This window comes from Rahnella contaminans (assembly GCF_011065485.1).
GTDB lineage: Bacteria > Pseudomonadota > Gammaproteobacteria > Enterobacterales > Enterobacteriaceae > Rahnella > Rahnella contaminans.
This window is the reverse complement of sequence record NZ_JAADJS010000001.1, coordinates 910,192-925,266: the sequence shown is the minus strand read 5'-3', so window position 1 is coordinate 925,266 and position 15,075 is coordinate 910,192. Positions and strand designations below refer to the sequence as shown.

14 protein-coding genes are annotated in these 15,075 nt (G+C 53.9%); 9 read left to right on the top strand and 5 right to left on the bottom strand.

Annotation, left to right across the window (positions count from 1 at the left end; translation table 11 throughout):
• Positions 1 to 18 precede the first annotated feature (18 nt).
• The gene (locus GW579_RS04065; protein ID WP_165057713.1) at positions 19 to 2,073 is read left to right on the top strand and encodes an FUSC family protein; all 2,055 of its coding nucleotides are present in this window, start codon (positions 19 to 21) and stop codon (positions 2,071 to 2,073) included.
• A 65-nt stretch (positions 2,074 to 2,138) separates the two neighbouring features.
• On the opposite strand, the gene yahO is transcribed toward GW579_RS04065, so the two are convergent.
• Complete coding sequence (gene yahO / locus GW579_RS04060) at positions 2,139 to 2,417, bottom strand: DUF1471 family periplasmic protein YahO (RefSeq protein ID WP_101076551.1); 279 nt, start codon at positions 2,415 to 2,417, stop codon at positions 2,139 to 2,141.
• A 372-nt stretch (positions 2,418 to 2,789) separates the two neighbouring features.
• Here yahO and gntK point away from each other — a divergent pair, with 372 nt between their 5' ends.
• The 5 genes from gntK to GW579_RS04035 all read left to right on the top strand — a co-directional run bounded on the left by gntK (position 2,790) and on the right by GW579_RS04035 (position 9,187).
• On the top strand, positions 2,790 to 3,347 hold the full coding sequence (gene gntK, locus GW579_RS04055; RefSeq protein ID WP_338105832.1) for a gluconokinase: 558 nt from the start codon (positions 2,790 to 2,792) through the stop codon (positions 3,345 to 3,347).
• Positions 3,344 to 4,681, top strand: a complete 1,338-nt coding sequence (gene gntU, locus GW579_RS04050; RefSeq protein WP_165057712.1) for a gluconate transporter — start codon at positions 3,344 to 3,346, stop codon at positions 4,679 to 4,681. The genes gntK and gntU overlap by 4 nt, the downstream gene beginning before the upstream one ends.
• Positions 4,682 to 4,696: 15 nt before the next feature.
• Positions 4,697 to 6,511 carry a phosphogluconate dehydratase gene (gene edd, locus GW579_RS04045; RefSeq protein ID WP_165057710.1) on the top strand — a complete coding sequence of 605 codons (1,815 nt, stop codon included), beginning with the start codon at positions 4,697 to 4,699 and terminating at the stop codon, positions 6,509 to 6,511.
• A gap of 31 nt (positions 6,512 to 6,542) precedes the next feature.
• Positions 6,543 to 7,184: a bifunctional 4-hydroxy-2-oxoglutarate aldolase/2-dehydro-3-deoxy-phosphogluconate aldolase gene (locus tag GW579_RS04040; protein ID WP_152327145.1), complete on the top strand. Its 642-nt coding sequence runs from the start codon at positions 6,543 to 6,545 to the stop codon at positions 7,182 to 7,184.
• A gap of 674 nt (positions 7,185 to 7,858) precedes the next feature.
• Complete coding sequence (locus GW579_RS04035) at positions 7,859 to 9,187, top strand: MFS transporter (protein ID WP_165057708.1); 1,329 nt, start codon at positions 7,859 to 7,861, stop codon at positions 9,185 to 9,187.
• A 72-nt stretch (positions 9,188 to 9,259) separates the two neighbouring features.
• Here GW579_RS04035 and GW579_RS04030 read toward each other — a convergent pair whose 3' ends face one another.
• The 4 genes from GW579_RS04030 to GW579_RS04015 are packed head-to-tail and all read right to left on the bottom strand — an operon-like array spanning position 9,260 to position 12,179.
• Positions 9,260 to 9,949, bottom strand: a complete 690-nt coding sequence (locus GW579_RS04030) for a GGDEF domain-containing protein (protein WP_152327147.1) — start codon at positions 9,947 to 9,949, stop codon at positions 9,260 to 9,262.
• Entirely contained in the window at positions 9,933 to 10,343 is a 411-nt protein-coding gene (locus GW579_RS04025; protein ID WP_165057706.1) for a DUF1987 domain-containing protein, read from the bottom strand. Before GW579_RS04025 ends, GW579_RS04030 begins: the two co-directional genes overlap by 17 nt.
• 15 nt (positions 10,344 to 10,358) lie before the next feature.
• On the bottom strand, positions 10,359 to 10,913 hold the full coding sequence (locus GW579_RS04020; protein ID WP_165057704.1) for a SiaB family protein kinase: 555 nt from the start codon (positions 10,911 to 10,913) through the stop codon (positions 10,359 to 10,361).
• Positions 10,914 to 10,922: 9 nt separating this feature from the next.
• Positions 10,923 to 12,179: a SpoIIE family protein phosphatase gene (locus tag GW579_RS04015; protein ID WP_165057702.1), complete on the bottom strand. Its 1,257-nt coding sequence runs from the start codon at positions 12,177 to 12,179 to the stop codon at positions 10,923 to 10,925.
• Positions 12,180 to 12,460: 281 nt separating this feature from the next.
• On the opposite strand from GW579_RS04015, the gene GW579_RS04010 reads away from it, so the two are divergent.
• The 3 genes from GW579_RS04010 to GW579_RS04000 are packed head-to-tail and all read left to right on the top strand — an operon-like array spanning position 12,461 to position 14,911.
• Entirely contained in the window at positions 12,461 to 13,660 is a 1,200-nt protein-coding gene (locus GW579_RS04010; RefSeq protein WP_165057700.1) for a ceramide glucosyltransferase, read from the top strand.
• Positions 13,661 to 13,667: 7 nt separating this feature from the next.
• The gene (locus GW579_RS04005) at positions 13,668 to 14,237 is read left to right on the top strand and encodes a DedA family protein (RefSeq protein WP_152327152.1); all 570 of its coding nucleotides are present in this window, start codon (positions 13,668 to 13,670) and stop codon (positions 14,235 to 14,237) included.
• Positions 14,234 to 14,911 carry a glycosyltransferase family 2 protein gene (locus GW579_RS04000; RefSeq protein ID WP_165057698.1) on the top strand — a complete coding sequence of 226 codons (678 nt, stop codon included), beginning with the start codon at positions 14,234 to 14,236 and terminating at the stop codon, positions 14,909 to 14,911. The genes GW579_RS04005 and GW579_RS04000 overlap by 4 nt, the downstream gene beginning before the upstream one ends.
• Positions 14,912 to 15,075: the final 164 nt, after the last annotated feature.

The following is a 15,075-nucleotide window of genomic DNA, read 5'->3' as shown; positions in this document are numbered from 1 at the left end:
TGAGCTGTTGATTTAAAAATGAAATGGTTAACAAAAAATGCGCTCTTGTTCTCCGTCAAAACCTGTATAGCGGCATTTTTAGCCTTATATATCGCGCTTGAACTCAATCTCGATAAACCTGCCTGGTCAATGGTTTCGGTTTACGTCATTTCCCAGCTCTATTCTGCCTCGACACTTTCTAAAGCCACGTACCGTTTTCTGGGCACGGTGCTCGGCGGGATTTTCATCTTTCTGGTCTATCCGTTTACGGTCACCGATCCGATGCTATTCAGCCTGAGCGTGTCGCTGTGGGTGGCTTTCTGCCTGTATCTTTCGCTGCACGACCGCACGCCGAAGGGGTACATTTTTATGCTGGCCGGATACAGCGCGGCGATCATGGGATTTGCCGACGTCGATACGCCGCTTTCCATCACTTACACGGTAATTTCGCGCGTCGAAGAGATCACGGTGGCGATTGTCTGTAGTTCGCTGATCCACATGCTGGTGTTCCCGGTGCGTATGCGCAATCTTCTGGAGAGCAGCGTCAGTAACTGGTACGACAGTGCCAAAAAACTCTGTTCAGAGTTGCTGACCGTTACGCCAAAAGAGACGTCGCCTGAGCGCGAACACATTCTCGTGCAGATGGCGAACTACCCCATCAGCGTGGAAACGCTGATTACGCATTGCGTGTTTGAGGGCGATTCCGCGCGCCGGTTAATCCGCCTGGTGACCGCGCAGTATCAGCATTTGTCGTATCTGATCCCGACCCTGACGGCGATTGAAAAACGTCTGAGCCTGCTGGGCGAGCAGGGCATTGCGTTCCCGGATTTTGTCTCCGCGACCTTCAGCCAGTTTTTGCTGTGGCTGAACAGCCCGGAGCAAAGCGGCAATGCGAAGGCGATTCAGGACGATATCCGCGCGTCGCAGGAAAAAATTAAAACGTGCTACGAGCGGGGCGAAATGACGCCGGAAGAAGGGCTGTTGTTTATCGGTTTGCTGGAGCGTTTGCAGAATTTCATTCACATTGCGGAATCATACTTTGGCGTGACCGAACGCGTCAGCCAGTTCAGCAAAGAGAAAAAACGCAGCAAACTCAGGCTCATCAGAAAGCATAAAGATGAAGGGATGATCCTGTTGTCGGCCTTCAGCGCCTTTGCCGCCACCATGGTCGGTTGTCTGTTCTGGATCGGCACCGGCTGGCGTGACGGGGCTTCCGCGCCGATGATGGCGGCGGTTATCTGTTCGTTCTTCGCCTCGCTCGACAGCCCGATTGCCTCGATCCACGTCTTTCTCAAAGGCGTGCTGATTGCGATTCTGATCAGCATTGTTTATGCCGCCGTGTTTATTCCGCTGACAGTGACGTTTGAATCACTGATTATCTGCCTCGCGCCGGGTCTGCTGGCGCTCGGGCTGGTGATTGCCAATCCTTCCACCAACTTTATCGGCCTGATTATTGCCACGCAGATCCCCGGTTTTATCGGCATGAGCCATGATTTCAAACCTGACCTGCTGGTGATCGTTAACGCAGCGATTTCCACGCTGGTGGGGATTGTGATTGCATTGCTGACCACGGCACTTATCCGCAATAAACGGCCTTCATGGACGGCAAAACGCGCGTTGCGCAAAGGCATTAAAGAATTATTGCAGTTTACCAATGCGATCAAAATTAACGCGTCGTCACTGCGCGGGCGTCAGCAGTACGTCGCGAGTATGCTCGATAAAGTGAATATTATTTTGCCGCGTAATAAAGTTGATCCGGTGCCGAATGTCGCGCTGGGCGGAAATTTGATTACGGAAATCTGGCTGGGCGTGAATTGCTATGATTTTTATGCCCGCCATCAGGCTATTTTAAAAAGTCATACGCTGGAAACGGACGCGCTGATGTTTGAAATTAATCAGTACATCAAAATGCGGCTGAAAAATATTTATATCGCGCCGCCGCAATCCCTGCTTGAGGAATTAAACCGCGTTTTGTTAAATCTCGAAGCGCTGTGCCGTTCGGACATGACGCTATTTAAACCGCTGTTCCATCTGTTCAATATCCGTATGGCGCTGTACCCGAAGGAACGCTGGCCGGAAGGGCTTGCTGCCTGAAATTTCTCTTCATTTCTGTATAAAAAAAACCACGCCGTGACGTGGTTTTTTCACGATCATATTACTTATTTTTTCTTATACACGTCAGCAGTGCCGTGGATTTTATTGTTGGTATTGCCGGACGTTAATACAAAGACGTCACCGCCTTTTTTATCGGCTTTTTTAGACAAGTCTTCAATTGCGCCTGACTGCGAAGTTTTATTCGACGTAGTGACCGAACCGACTTTGGTATATTGCGAGGCGACTTTTTCAAAATCTGCTTTCTTCAATAGCTGAGCAGAAAATGCGCTAAAGGAAAGACCACCGGTTAACGCCACAGCCAGCAACGCGTGAGATATTTTCATTTTTGCCTCAGAAGTATGAGTACCGGAAATCCGGCGGAAGAACATCGTGATACGCCTGTTTTTTAATTACCCTGTTAAGTAATAAGCCGCTGCAAAAACAGCGGTTTATTACGTGATTTAAGTAATAGACAAGGAACGTGATTATTACAAGGCGGAATCACTATTCTTTGCTGAACCCGAGACTGTGTTATTCACCTGTTAATAACCCCATCTAAAATGTTTCATCGCTAATAATTAACTTTGAACCTGATCACATTTATGGTTTTCACCCGCCGCCACCGATTGTCAGACGCGAAAATCCCTCTGATAATGTTACCGATAACATGTTACCGGTAACATTTTTATTTAAGATCCCGTGCCAGGAGCTGAACCGTGAGCCAGAACCAGAACAACAATCAGAATAACAATCGTATTTATATTTTCATGGGCGTATCCGGCAGCGGAAAATCCGCCGTCGCCAACGCCGTTTCACACCAGTTATCCGCCGGTTTTCTTGACGGCGATTTTCTGCACCCGCGCAGCAATATTTCCAAAATGGCCGCAGGCGAGGCGTTAAACGATGACGACCGCGCGCCGTGGCTGGCCGCACTCAACGACGCGGCGTTCGCGATGCAGCGGACCAATAACGTATCGATCATCGTCTGTTCCGCGCTTAAGAAACGCTACCGCGACCGCTTGCGGGCAGGCAACGGCAATCTGTCATTTATCTATCTGCAAGGCGATTTTCCGGTGATCGAGGAACGCATGGCAGCGCGAAAAGGCCATTTCTTTAAGTCACAAATGCTGATTTCTCAGTTCGCCGCGCTGGAGCAGCCAGGGATTGAAGAGAGCGATGTCATCACCATCAATATCAACCAGCCGCTTGACGATGTCATCGCAGAAACCCTGCAACATATTCAAAGTTTCCAGCAACAGGAGCACTGCGCGTGAATACAGTTACTTTAGTCGGGACAGCGGTCGGGTCGGTTTTACTGCTTCTGTTCCTGGTCATGAAAGTCCGCATGCACGCCTTTGTGGCGCTGATGCTGGTCTCCATCGCCGCCGGGATTTTCTCCGGTATGCCCATTGATACAATTGCCGACACCATGCAAAAAGGCATGGGCAGCACGCTCGGTTTTCTGGCGATCGTAGTGGCGCTGGGCGCGATGTTTGGCAAGATCCTGCATGAAGTCGGCGCGCTCGATCAAATTGCGGCCCATTTACTGAATCGTTTCGGCAAAAACAAAGCCAATTACGCCCTCGGGATTGCCGGGCTGGTGTGCGCGTTGCCGCTGTTTTTCGACGTCGCCATTGTCCTGCTGATCGGCATTGTGTTTGCCGTTGCGCGCCGAACTGACGGCAACATTGTCAGGCTGGCGATCCCGTTGTTTGCCGGTGTTGCCGCAGCCGCCTGTTTCCTGCTTCCGGGGCCGGTGCCGATGCTTCTCGCGTCACAACTTAACGCGGATTTTGGCTGGATGATTGCCATCGGTCTGGTCGCCGCCATTGCCGGCATGCTGATCGCCGGGCCGCTGTACGGCAATTTCATCAGCCGCTATGTGAACTGGCCAATGCCGGTGGAAGAAAATGCGCCGACGCTGAACAAAGACAATCTGCCATCTTTCGGTTTCAGTCTGGCACTCATCTTATGCCCGCTGGTGCTGGTGGGGATGAAAACCATCGGCGCGCGTTTCGTCACTCAGGGTTCTCATTTGCAGCAATGGCTGGAATTTATAGGCCATCCCTTCACCGCCATTCTGATTGCCTGCCTGATTGTTATTTACGGTCTGGCTAAACCGCGCGGCATGACCAACGAACAAACTCTGGCCATCTGTTCTGCTGCCGTACAACCGGCCGGGATCATCCTGCTGATGACCGGTGCGGGCGGCGTGTTCAAACAAATTCTGGTGGATTCCGGCGTCGGCCCGGCCATCGGTGACGCCATGATAGGCACCGGTTTGCCTATCGCCGTGGCCTGTTTTGCGCTGGCCGCCGTGGTGCGCGTGATTCAGGGGTCGGCGACCGTCGCCTGCCTGACCACCGTCGGCCTGGTTCTGCCGGTGACGCATCAGCTCGGGCTGAACGGCGGGCAACTTGCGGCGCTGGCCATCTGTATCACCGGCGGTTCCATCGTGCTGAGCCACGTGAACGACGCCGGTTTCTGGCTGTTCGGTAAATTTACCGGTGTCAGTGAACTGCAAACGCTGAAAACCTGGACCGTGATGGAAACCCTGCTGGGCACCACCGGCGGGATCATCGGCATGATTGCTTTCACGATGCTTTAAGTAAAGGAGAACGAAATGATTAACGAAACAGTCTCGCGCGTCACGCAGCGGATCATTGAACGCTCCGGCCCGACCCGCGAAGCCTATCTGGCGCGTATGGAATCTGCCCGTTCGAAAACGGTTCACCGTGCGCAGCTGGCCTGCGGCAATCTGGCGCACGGTTTTGCGGCCTGCCAGCTGGATGAGAAAAACGCCCTGAAAAATATGGTTCGCAGCGACATCGCGATTATCACCGCCTACAACGATATGCTCTCCGCGCATCAGCCATACGAGCATTACCCGCAGCGCCTGAAAGAGGCGCTGAAATCAGTCGGTGCCGTCGGGCAGGTGGCGGGCGGCGTGCCGGCAATGTGTGACGGTGTCACGCAGGGGCAGGACGGTATGGAGCTGTCGCTGATGAGTCGCGATGTGATTGCGATGTCCGCCGCCATTGGCCTGTCGCACAACATGTTCGACGGCGCGCTGTACCTCGGGATTTGCGACAAAATCGTGCCGGGATTAGTCATGGCGGCGTTGTCATTCGGGCATCTTCCGGCGGTCTTTATTCCGGCCGGGCCGATGAGCACCGGTTTGCCGAACAAAGAAAAAGTGCGCGTTCGCCAGCTGTATACCGAAGGCAAAGTCGATCGTCAGGCGCTGCTGGAAGCGGAAGCCGCGTCGTATCACGGTATCGGCACCTGCACGTTTTACGGCACGGCCAATACCAACCAGATGGTGATGGAAATGATGGGCCTGCATCTGCCGGGCTCGTCATTTGTGCCACCGGACACCGCATTGCGCGACGCGCTGACCGATTCGGCGGCGCGTCAGGTGACGCGTCTGACCGAAACCAGCGGTAACTATCAGCCGCTCGGGCAGATGGTGAATGAGAAAACCGTGGTGAACGGGATTGTTTCGCTGCTGGCGACCGGCGGTTCCACCAATCTGACCATGCACTTGGTGGCGATGGCACGCGCGGCGGGCATTATCATTAACTGGGATGATTTCTCTGAACTGTCCGACGCCGTGCCGTTGCTGTGCCGCATTTACCCGAACGGCCCGGCGGATATCAATCAGTTCCAGGCTGCCGGTGGCGTGCAGCTGGTGGTGCGCGAACTGCTTAATCATGGCTTGTTGCATCAGGACGTCAGCACCGTCGCCGGTTTCGGGCTGGAGCGTTACACGCAGGAACCGTGGCTGGATAACGGCGAACTGGCGTGGCGCGAAGGGGCGCAAAGCTCGCTGGATACAAACGTGATCGCCAGCATTTGCGCGCCGTTCGAACATCACGGCGGCACCAAAGTGTTGTCCGGCAATCTGGGGCGCGCGGTGATGAAAACCTCGGCGGTGCCTGCGGATAACCAGATTATCGAAGCGCCCGCCGTCGTCTTTGAAAGCCAGCACGACATCGTGCCTGCGTTCGAAGCCGGAAAACTTAACCGCGATTGCGTGGTGGTGGTGCGTTTTCAGGGGCCGCAGGCCAACGGCATGCCGGAGTTACACAAATTAATGCCGCCGCTCGGCGTTTTAATGGATCGCGGATTTAAAGTGGCGCTGGTCACCGATGGCCGTTTGTCCGGCGCATCCGGCAAAGTGCCGTCTGCCATCCACGTTACGCCGGAAGCGTATACCGGCGGCATGCTGGCGAAAGTGCAGGACGGCGACATCATCCGCGTGAATGGCCGCACCGGCGAGCTGGCGTTACTGGTGGATGACGCCGGGCTGGCGAAACGCACTGCGTACCAGCCGGATCTGAGTGCCGAACATACCGGCTGTGGCCGTGAGCTTTTCGGTGCCTTGCGCAGCCAGCTTTCCGGCGCGGAACAGGGCGCGTGCTGCATCAAATTTTAATGTCGAAGACGTGAGATAAGAGAAAAAGAACATGAAAAACTGGAAAACAAGCGCTGAACAAATCCTGACATCTGGCCCGGTTGTGCCGGTGATTGTCATCAATAAACTCGAACATGCCGTGCCGCTGGCGAAAGCGCTGGTCGCCGGGGGCGTTCGCGTTCTGGAAGTCACGCTGCGCACCGCCTGCGCGATGGATGCGATCCGTGCGATTGCCCGCGAAGTGCCGGACGCGATTATCGGCGCGGGCACCGTGCTGAATGCGCAGCAGCTGAAAGACGTCACCGACGCAGGCGCGCAGTTTGCGATCAGTCCGGGTCTGACGGATGACCTGCTGAAGGCCGCAACGGCCGGAACCCTTCCGCTGATCCCGGGGATTTCCACCGTGTCCGAACTGATGCTGGGGTTGGATCACGGTTTGCGTGAATTCAAATTCTTCCCGGCAGAAGCCAGCGGCGGCGTGAAAGCGTTGCAGGCGATTGGCGGCCCGTTCCCGCAGGTGCGTTTCTGCCCGACCGGCGGCATTTCACCGGCGAACTACCGGGATTATCTGGCGCTGAAAAGCGTGCTGTGCATCGGCGGTTCATGGCTGGTTCCGGCTGACGCGCTGGAAAGCGGCGATTACGCGCGTATTACCCAGCTGGCGAAAGAAGCCGTGGCGGGTGCAAAACCGTAACGAATAGACGTAGTAATAAAAGGTAAATAGAAAAGCAGGCCCGCAGAGAATCATTTTTGCGGGCCTGCTTTTTTCATTTATAACGCACTTTTTGTTAAGATTGCCTTGCTGATATTAAAGAACACAGCAGTGAATTCTTATTTATGCAGCACTAAACAGGGTTAACGTTATTCTCTGAAAGGGGAATCACATATCGTCAATGAATACGGGTTAATAAGGACGATTATAAAGTAAAGTTTCTGATTTCCCATTGTGCAACTGACCGGCTTTGCACGGTGAATGCCGGAAGTTTTCTGGCATATGAAATATGAACTGTGACTTACATCACTCTTTTTAAAGCGTGGCCGGTAATCGATAAAAGAGTGTTATTTCAACGTTATCGTAATGTGAGAGTGCAATGTAAAATAAGAAAATTCCGCGCGGATCCTTGGGCGTCTGCACAGTGTTATTTCTATTTTCCTTTCTTATACTGATTCAACCCTCTGAAGGTAGCCTTAAATCACAATCATTGCGTCAACAATACGGGTGAATTAAGGGCGTTATTTACCAAAAAACTGCCAAAAGGATTTTTTATTTTAACAGGGATAGAAAACCTCCGGCTTCTGCATTTCACACGTTGACTGAGATTATTTCAAAGCGTGCTGACGCCGGAAAATGTTACAGAGAGGGATAACATGAGTGTTGAATCTGTGGCGTCAGGAAATAAAAAGACGCATGTTCGTTACATTATTCTGCTGATTATTTTCATTATTACCGCCGTTAATTATGCTGACCGCGTGACATTATCTATCGCGGGAACGGAAGTGTCTAAAAATCTGGGATTAGACGTTGTCGATCTGGGCAAGATATTCTCAGCATTTGGAATTTCTTATCTGCTGATGCAACTGCCCGGCGGCTGGCTACTTGACCGGTTTGGCACCATCAAAGTCTATACTTACAGCCTGTTTTTCTGGTCGTTCTTCACGCTGGTGCAGGGCTTTGTCGGCTGGTTCCCGGTGGCATACGCCGTGGGGTCGCTGTTCCTGCTGCAATTCCTGTTAGGTTTTGCAGAAGCCCCGGCGTTTCCGGCCAACGCCCGCATGGTGGCGGCGTGGTTCCCGACGCAGGAACGTGCCACGGCGTCTTCCATCTTCAATGCGGCGCAGTATTTCTCGCTCGCCATTTTCTCGCCTTTTCTCGGCTGGCTGACCTACGCCTGGGGCTGGGAAAACGTGTTTGTGGTGATGGGCGTGATTGGCTTTGTGCTGACGCTGTTTTGGGTGAAGTTTGTCCGTAACCCGCTTGACCATCCCGGTGTTTCAGCCAGCGAGCTGGAATATATCGAGCAGGGCGGAGCGGTGGTGAATATGGATCAGACGAAATCCAAACAGGGCAAACAAGGCCCTAAATGGAATTACGTCCGCCAGCTTCTGAGCAGCAGAATGATGTTAGGCATTTTCTTCGGCCAGTATTTTCTCAACACCATTACCTGGTTCTTCCTGACCTGGTTCCCGATTTATCTGGTGCAGGAAAAAGGCATGTCGATTCTGAAAGTCGGCCTGATTGCCTCTGTTCCGGCCCTGTGCGGTTTCTGCGGCGGTATTCTGGGCGGCGTGGTGTCGGACAATCTGCTCAAACGCGGCTTTTCATTAACCGCAGCGCGGAAAATTCCGATTGTGTGCGGCATGATCCTGGCGTCCGGAATTATTCTGTGTAACTACACCGACAATAATGTGGTGGTGGTCGGGCTGATGGCGCTGGCCTTCTTCGGCAAAGGCTTCGGGGCGCTGGGCTGGCCGGTGATTGCCGATACCGCACCGAAAGAAATGATCGGCATGTGTGGTGCGATATTTAATATCTTCGGTAACGTTGCTTCTATCGTCACGCCACTGCTCATTGGTTATCTGGTGAAAAACCTGCATTCATTCAACAGTGCGCTGATTTTCGTTGGCTGTTCTGCGCTGATGTCCATGCTCTGCTATCTGCTGGTGGTCGGCGAAATCAAACGCCTCGAATTTAAGTAAGTGTAAGGCCAAAAAAAAAGGTGAATGCAGGCTTTCTGCATTCACGCTTTTATCTGCAATCCCGCGCCCGGACTAACCGCAATGCACCCGGTTCCTGCCGCGTCTTTTCGCTTCATACATGGCCGCGTCGGCGTCGTTGTACAACGTATCAAAGCTGCTGTTCTGCTTTCCCCAGCTTACGCCCAGGCTCGCCGTGACCAGCTGATTTGGCAGTAAATCCAGCGGTGACGCGTTGAGCAGCGCGTGAATATAACCGGCGACAATCACCGACTGGGCTTTGGTGTAGCGTGGCAGCAGGATGGTGAACTCCTCGCCGCCGACGCGTCCGATACTGCCCAGCTCCGGCACGGATTGCTCAATGCGCCGGATCAACCCGCATATCACCGCATCGCCCGCCGGATGTCCGTACTGATCGTTAATCGCCTTAAAGTGATCGATATCGAGCAAAATCAGCCCGGCTTCTCCCGCGTTCAGCGCTTTCGTAATCTGATCAATGATGGCGCTGCGGTTATAAACCCGGGTCAGCGGATCATGCGTGGCCTCATATTCCAGCCGTTCGTTGAGCTGGTTCAGATCCCGCTCTGCGCGGTCGCTGCGGCGGATCAGGCGGTAAGATTCGTTCATGATCTTCTGATAATGCGCGGTCAGTTTGACCAGTGCGTCGCGGTAAACTTCTGCATCTAGCCCCTGCGTTTCCGCCAGTTCACGGTTGTCTTGCAGGATGGCGCTTTCTGCCGTGAATAACTCATCTAAGCTCGTCATGGTAGCTTTCCGCGTGGAGGTGGAAGGCGATGGCGGGGAAATCAAGGCTCAGTTCCTGGCCGAATTCTTCGGAAATATCATCCTCAGGGTCGTAATACCAGTGCAGAGTTGTGGCGATCCCGGCGGCAGCGGCGTTGTTCACCGCACTTAACAGGCTGAAAAGCATTTTGGTGCTGGAGCTGTTGAAGTAACTCAGCGCGACGTGGAGCGTCAGCGGCGAGCCGGTGCCCTGAGACTGCGCAGGCACAAAGATTTCCAGGGCGGTGATCAGCGGACGATAAAAAGCCGCGGCATTTTCCGGATAAGATTCACCGGCCAGCGACAGAGTTCGGCCATCAAAATCAAATTCAACTTCCGGCGTGCAGGAAGTCGCAGGGATGCTGATATTGTTCATAGTGATGCGCTCTTTTTAGATTATGGCTTTCAGATGAAAAGTGGACAGTTCAGAGGCTTCCACCTGATGAAAAGTAAATTCCAGCGGTTCACTGGCATCGCGGGCGAGGGTGAGCAGGCCGATGTTGGCGCCTTTACTCCACACCGGGCTTTCCGCACGCAGCGACGCTTTATAGGTGAGTTTGATTTCGTCGGCGCTCATGGTTCTGATCGTCTCCAGATATTCGCGCAGCCGCACAATATCTTCCGGACGGATCAGGTTGGTGCTTTCGCACACGTACCGGCCATTATCGATGCCCAGCGTGACAGATCCGAAACGCATCTCGTCGTCAGTACGTGCCAGCGCACGGCTGTCCGAGGAGTAACGCAGGATGTTTTGCACCATCTCAATAAAGGTGGAAAACAGTTTGCGGCGGGTGCTGGAGGAAGCTTCATGCTGTTCGAGATACAAACGGATCACTTCGCCCATTGCGGTAATATTGTTTTGCGAGAAAAATCCGGTGTACTGCAATGCCACAACGTCGTAATGCGGCGCACTGAACGGTCCGGTAAAAACGGGTTCGCTGGTCATAAATAAACTCTACGGTTGCCGGCCCCTGAGGCCACAATAACGAAAACCTAAAAAGGTCATATCATCGCGACGTTGCTGATTGCCCTGCCAGTCGAGATAGGCCTGCATCATCGCTGCCGACAGCTCGGGCACGGGCGCTAAACGGTGCTGTTCGAGCAGCGTTTTCACCTTTTTCTTCCCGAACATGATGTTGCGTTTACCGCCAACCTGATCGGTCAGGCCATCGGTATAAATAAACAGTAAATCCTGCGCATTGAGCGGGGTTTCATGCAGCGTCCAGCGGTAATCAGCGGGCGTTTCGGTATACCCCACCCCCATCCGGTCGGCACTCAGCGCCACCGCTTCTTCGCCTGCGGCCGGTAAAAGGAAACCGGAAAGGCGCGCACCGGCCCAGATCAGCCGCGGATCCTGCGGGTCGATAAACGCCGCCATCGCATCGCAGCCGTCGTTGGATGTGGAAGTCTGATTCGACTCTTCGGATTGCCCGAGCGTCTGTTTGATAAACTGGTTCACATGGCCGAGCAGTAAATCCGGGCGGTTGGCCGGGCATTCCTGCAAGGACTTATCCAGCGCCGACGACAGGATCACGGTCATGAACGCGCCCGGCACGCCGTGGCCGGTGCAGTCAGCGACAAACAACAGCCAGCCGCCCTCAACTTCATGAAACGCATAAAAATCGCCACCCACCAGATCCCGGGGCTGCCACACAAGGCTCCAGTCTTTGAGCTGCGCCGTCAGCGTTTTATGTGACTTGTTCAGCATCGATTCCTGGATCACGCGCGCATACTCAATGCTTTGCATGATTTGCTGATGCTGCTGCGTCTGGACGTTCGACACCGTTTTGATGACGTCGATCCCCAGCCCCATGCCGATGTAATGGCCGCCGGTGGTCAGAATAAATCCGTCCGTTACCGAGCGATCGCCGGACTCCACCATCTTCTGCGCCAGTTCATCGAGCGTATTTTCTGAATCAATCACCAGCGGATGCTTATCCATAAACGCGATACAGCTTTTCCGGTCATACAGTTCGCGAAAATAAGGGCGGGCCATCTGTGAAAGAAAGATATGGCGGTTGATCAGGCCGAACGGACGGTTGTCCTCGATAACGGGCAGGCTGATCAGCGAATGGTGCCGGGTGAATAATTCCATCACTTTCAGATTGTCACTTTCCGGGGTGACAAAGGGGACATCAATACACAATTCCCGGGCAGTTAAAGAACGGGAACTGGGCGTAAATTGTCTTTGCAAATAGCCTGAGCGTTCCATGTTGACAGATCCGGTCACGATAAAGATGAACAGATTACTGCGGAAATATTTCAGTTTATCGGTGCCGTTAAGAAAATTCCGAATAACAGATAATAAAAACATTTCTTTACGGCAAACGCCGACATTCATGCACCCCGAAAGCCCGCTTTAAGAAAACCTTAATGAAACGTCTCTAGGATGATTATTACCTCGTAATCGTTTTGCCTGTTTTCTCACGGTGCTGACCGCCGGAAATCACCGGTCACATCACGCCAGCGCTTAAAAAATGAAGGGGCATCATCATGGCTTTAAGCACCGCATTAACCGCCACCTTTGGCGGTTTTCTGATTACGCTGCAATTCACCTCTCTGGCAATCGCTTACTGGCGAATGCGCCGGGGCGTCCGGCGGGATGAAACCCGGGAAACTTCAGAATTTATCGCACTGGTACGGCCGCTGTGCGGGCTTAACGCCTTTGAAGAGGAAACGCTGCGTTCCAGCTTTCATCAGGATTATCCCGGTTACGAAATTGTGTTCTGCGTGGCCTCGCGGTTTGATCCGGTGATCCCGCTGGTGGAAAAACTGATCGCTGAATATCCGCATCAGCGTGCGCGTTTGCTGACCGGTGATGACAAAATATCGGCCAATCCGAAGGTGAACAATCTCAACAAAGCGTGGGAAAACACCACTGCCGGTATTGTGGCGATGGCGGACAGCAACCTGCTTTTACCGCCGGATTATCTGCGTTCGCTGGTAAATACTTTTGATGCGAAAACCGGGATGGTCAGTTCGCCTGCGACCGGCATTTGCCCGGAAAATATCTGGGGCGCGGTGGAAGCTGCAATGCTCAACACGCATCAGGCGCGCTGGCAGTATCTGTCTGATTTTCTCGGTAACGGTTTTGCACAGGGGAAAACGCTGTGCTGGCGGCGCGAGGTGCTCGATAATGGCGGCGGCATGGCGGCCTTGGGCAGTGAAATGGCGGAAGACGTGGCCTCAACCAAGCTGGTGAGACGCGCCGGGCTGAAAGTGCGTCTACCGGCGCAGCCTTTTGCCCAGCCCGTCGGGCATCGCACGCTGGACGCGGTCTGGAGCAGGCAATTACGCTGGGCGCGTATCCGTCGTGCCGGATTTTTCTGGCTGTTCGTGCCCGAAATTATTATGGGTTTTCTGCCCGCGCTGGCCGCCGTCACCTGGCTGACCGCCGCCGGTGATTTGCCGCTGTTCGCACCGCCAGCGCTGTTTGTGTTGTGGTTTGGCGGTGAATGGGCGCTGGCAAAAGCGCTCGGCTGGCCGCATCAGCTGAGGGATATTCTGGCGATGTGTCTGCGGGATATCATGATGCCCGCGCTGTGGTTAGGGTGCTGGGCAGGGCGCGGTTTTACCTGGCGCGGCAATCCTTCAGGCGAAAAACGCCTCGCCGGTGGAACAAAGTTAACCGGTAAAATAAAACTATCAGGTAAAAAACAACCCGTGCCTGTGAGTCAGTCGCCGGGAAAATAAGGACCGTATGTTTGCTCTTGAAACCCTTGAATCACTGATTAAAGCGCACGGATTGCTGTTTCTGACGCCGCTGGCCATTATCGAAGGGCCGGTGGTGACGGTGCTTGCCGGTTATTTTGTCCGCCTCAACTATTTCAGTTTATCCGTCATCTTCGCCGTGGTGATGGCGGGAGAAATTCTCGGGGATATTCTTTTTTACTCGCTGGGGCGCTGGGTGATCGGGCCGGACGGACAACCGCCCGGCTGGCTGGCGCGTCTGGGGCTGACGCAGCCCAGACTGGAAAAGATGGTGCGCAGTTTTGACAGCAAAGGCGGGCGGTTGCTGGTGTTAGCCAAGCTGACCCATTCCGCCGGAGCGCTGGTGCTGACCGGCGCGGGCATGGCGCGGATGTCGCTTATCCCGTTTCTGTTCTACAACATCATCGCCGCCATTCCCAAGAGCCTGTTTCTGCTGGCGATCGGCTGGATGTTCGGCGACATCATCGCGCAGGTGAACAACTGGATCCTGTACGTCTCGCTCGGGCTGCTTATCGTGCTGGTTGCCGCGGGCATCATGTGGATGAGGAGCAAAGAATGATCACCGTCAGTTGCATTATCCCGGCGTGTAATGAAGCGACGCGTATCGGCAAAGTGCTGGATGTCGTGCGCAACCATCCCTTGCTGTTTGAGATTATCGTGGTGGATGACGGTTCAGCGGATAACACCGCAGATGTGGCGCGGGAAAAGGGCGTTCGCGTGGTCAGGCTGGCAAAAAATCAGGGTAAAAGCCACGCGGTGGCGGAAGGCATTGCGGCCGCAAGGGGCAGCCATCTGTTGATGCTGGACGCCGATCTCATGGGGCTGAACGAGTGTGATATCACCCGGCTGGTTCAGCCGGTAATACAAAATCAGGCGGATGTGACTATCAGTCTGAGGCGCAACAGCCCGTGGATCTGGCGGTGTATCGGGCTGGATTATATTTCTGGCGAGCGGGTGTTTGCGCGCGAACTGCTGGCAACGCGGCTGGACGAAATCCGCGCTTTGCCGCATTTCGGGCTGGAAGTCTGGATCAACCGGTTGTGGATCGCCGCCGGATTTCGCGTACAGGTGGTCAGCTGGAAGGGCGTTATCAGCCCGTACAAAGCCGCTAAAATGGGATGGCTGCGCGGTTTAATGGCGGATGTGTCGATGATGCGGGATATCTTCCGCACCATTACGTTGCGGGAATCTGTACAACAAATCATCAGCCTCAGACGCCGTAGTCAGGCATGACGTTGGCGTGAATGTGAACGATAATTTTCTGCACCGCTACCTTCACTTTGACGTTTTTCTTCTCTGTTTATTATTTGGTTACAAATAAAGCACTCTTTACACCATATTCTTAATTTCACATTACTCTGTTGCAAATCCTCATACTCCATTTCTTCCTTCCTGTT

Bases quoted from the DNA above. Each gene is read 5' to 3' on its own strand.
- GW579_RS04025 (WP_165057706.1), bottom strand. From the start codon at position 10,343: ATGAACAATATCAGCATCCCTGCGACTTCCTGCACGCCGGAAGTTGAA.
- GW579_RS04015 (WP_165057702.1), bottom strand. From the start codon at position 12,179: ATGGAACGCTCAGGCTATTTGCAAAGACAATTTACGCCCAGTTCCCGT.
- GW579_RS04010 (WP_165057700.1), top strand. From the start codon at position 12,461: ATGGCTTTAAGCACCGCATTAACCGCCACCTTTGGCGGTTTTCTGATT.
- GW579_RS04040 (WP_152327145.1), top strand. From the start codon at position 6,543: ATGAAAAACTGGAAAACAAGCGCTGAACAAATCCTGACATCTGGCCCG.
- GW579_RS04005 (WP_152327152.1), top strand. From the start codon at position 13,668: ATGTTTGCTCTTGAAACCCTTGAATCACTGATTAAAGCGCACGGATTG.
- edd (WP_165057710.1), top strand. From the start codon at position 4,697: ATGATTAACGAAACAGTCTCGCGCGTCACGCAGCGGATCATTGAACGC.
- yahO (WP_101076551.1), bottom strand. From the start codon at position 2,417: ATGAAAATATCTCACGCGTTGCTGGCTGTGGCGTTAACCGGTGGTCTT.
- GW579_RS04000 (WP_165057698.1), top strand. From the start codon at position 14,234: ATGATCACCGTCAGTTGCATTATCCCGGCGTGTAATGAAGCGACGCGT.
- GW579_RS04030 (WP_152327147.1), bottom strand. From the start codon at position 9,949: ATGACGAGCTTAGATGAGTTATTCACGGCAGAAAGCGCCATCCTGCAA.
- GW579_RS04035 (WP_165057708.1), top strand. From the start codon at position 7,859: ATGAGTGTTGAATCTGTGGCGTCAGGAAATAAAAAGACGCATGTTCGT.
- GW579_RS04065 (WP_165057713.1), top strand. From the start codon at position 19: ATGAAATGGTTAACAAAAAATGCGCTCTTGTTCTCCGTCAAAACCTGT.
- GW579_RS04020 (WP_165057704.1), bottom strand. From the start codon at position 10,913: ATGACCAGCGAACCCGTTTTTACCGGACCGTTCAGTGCGCCGCATTAC.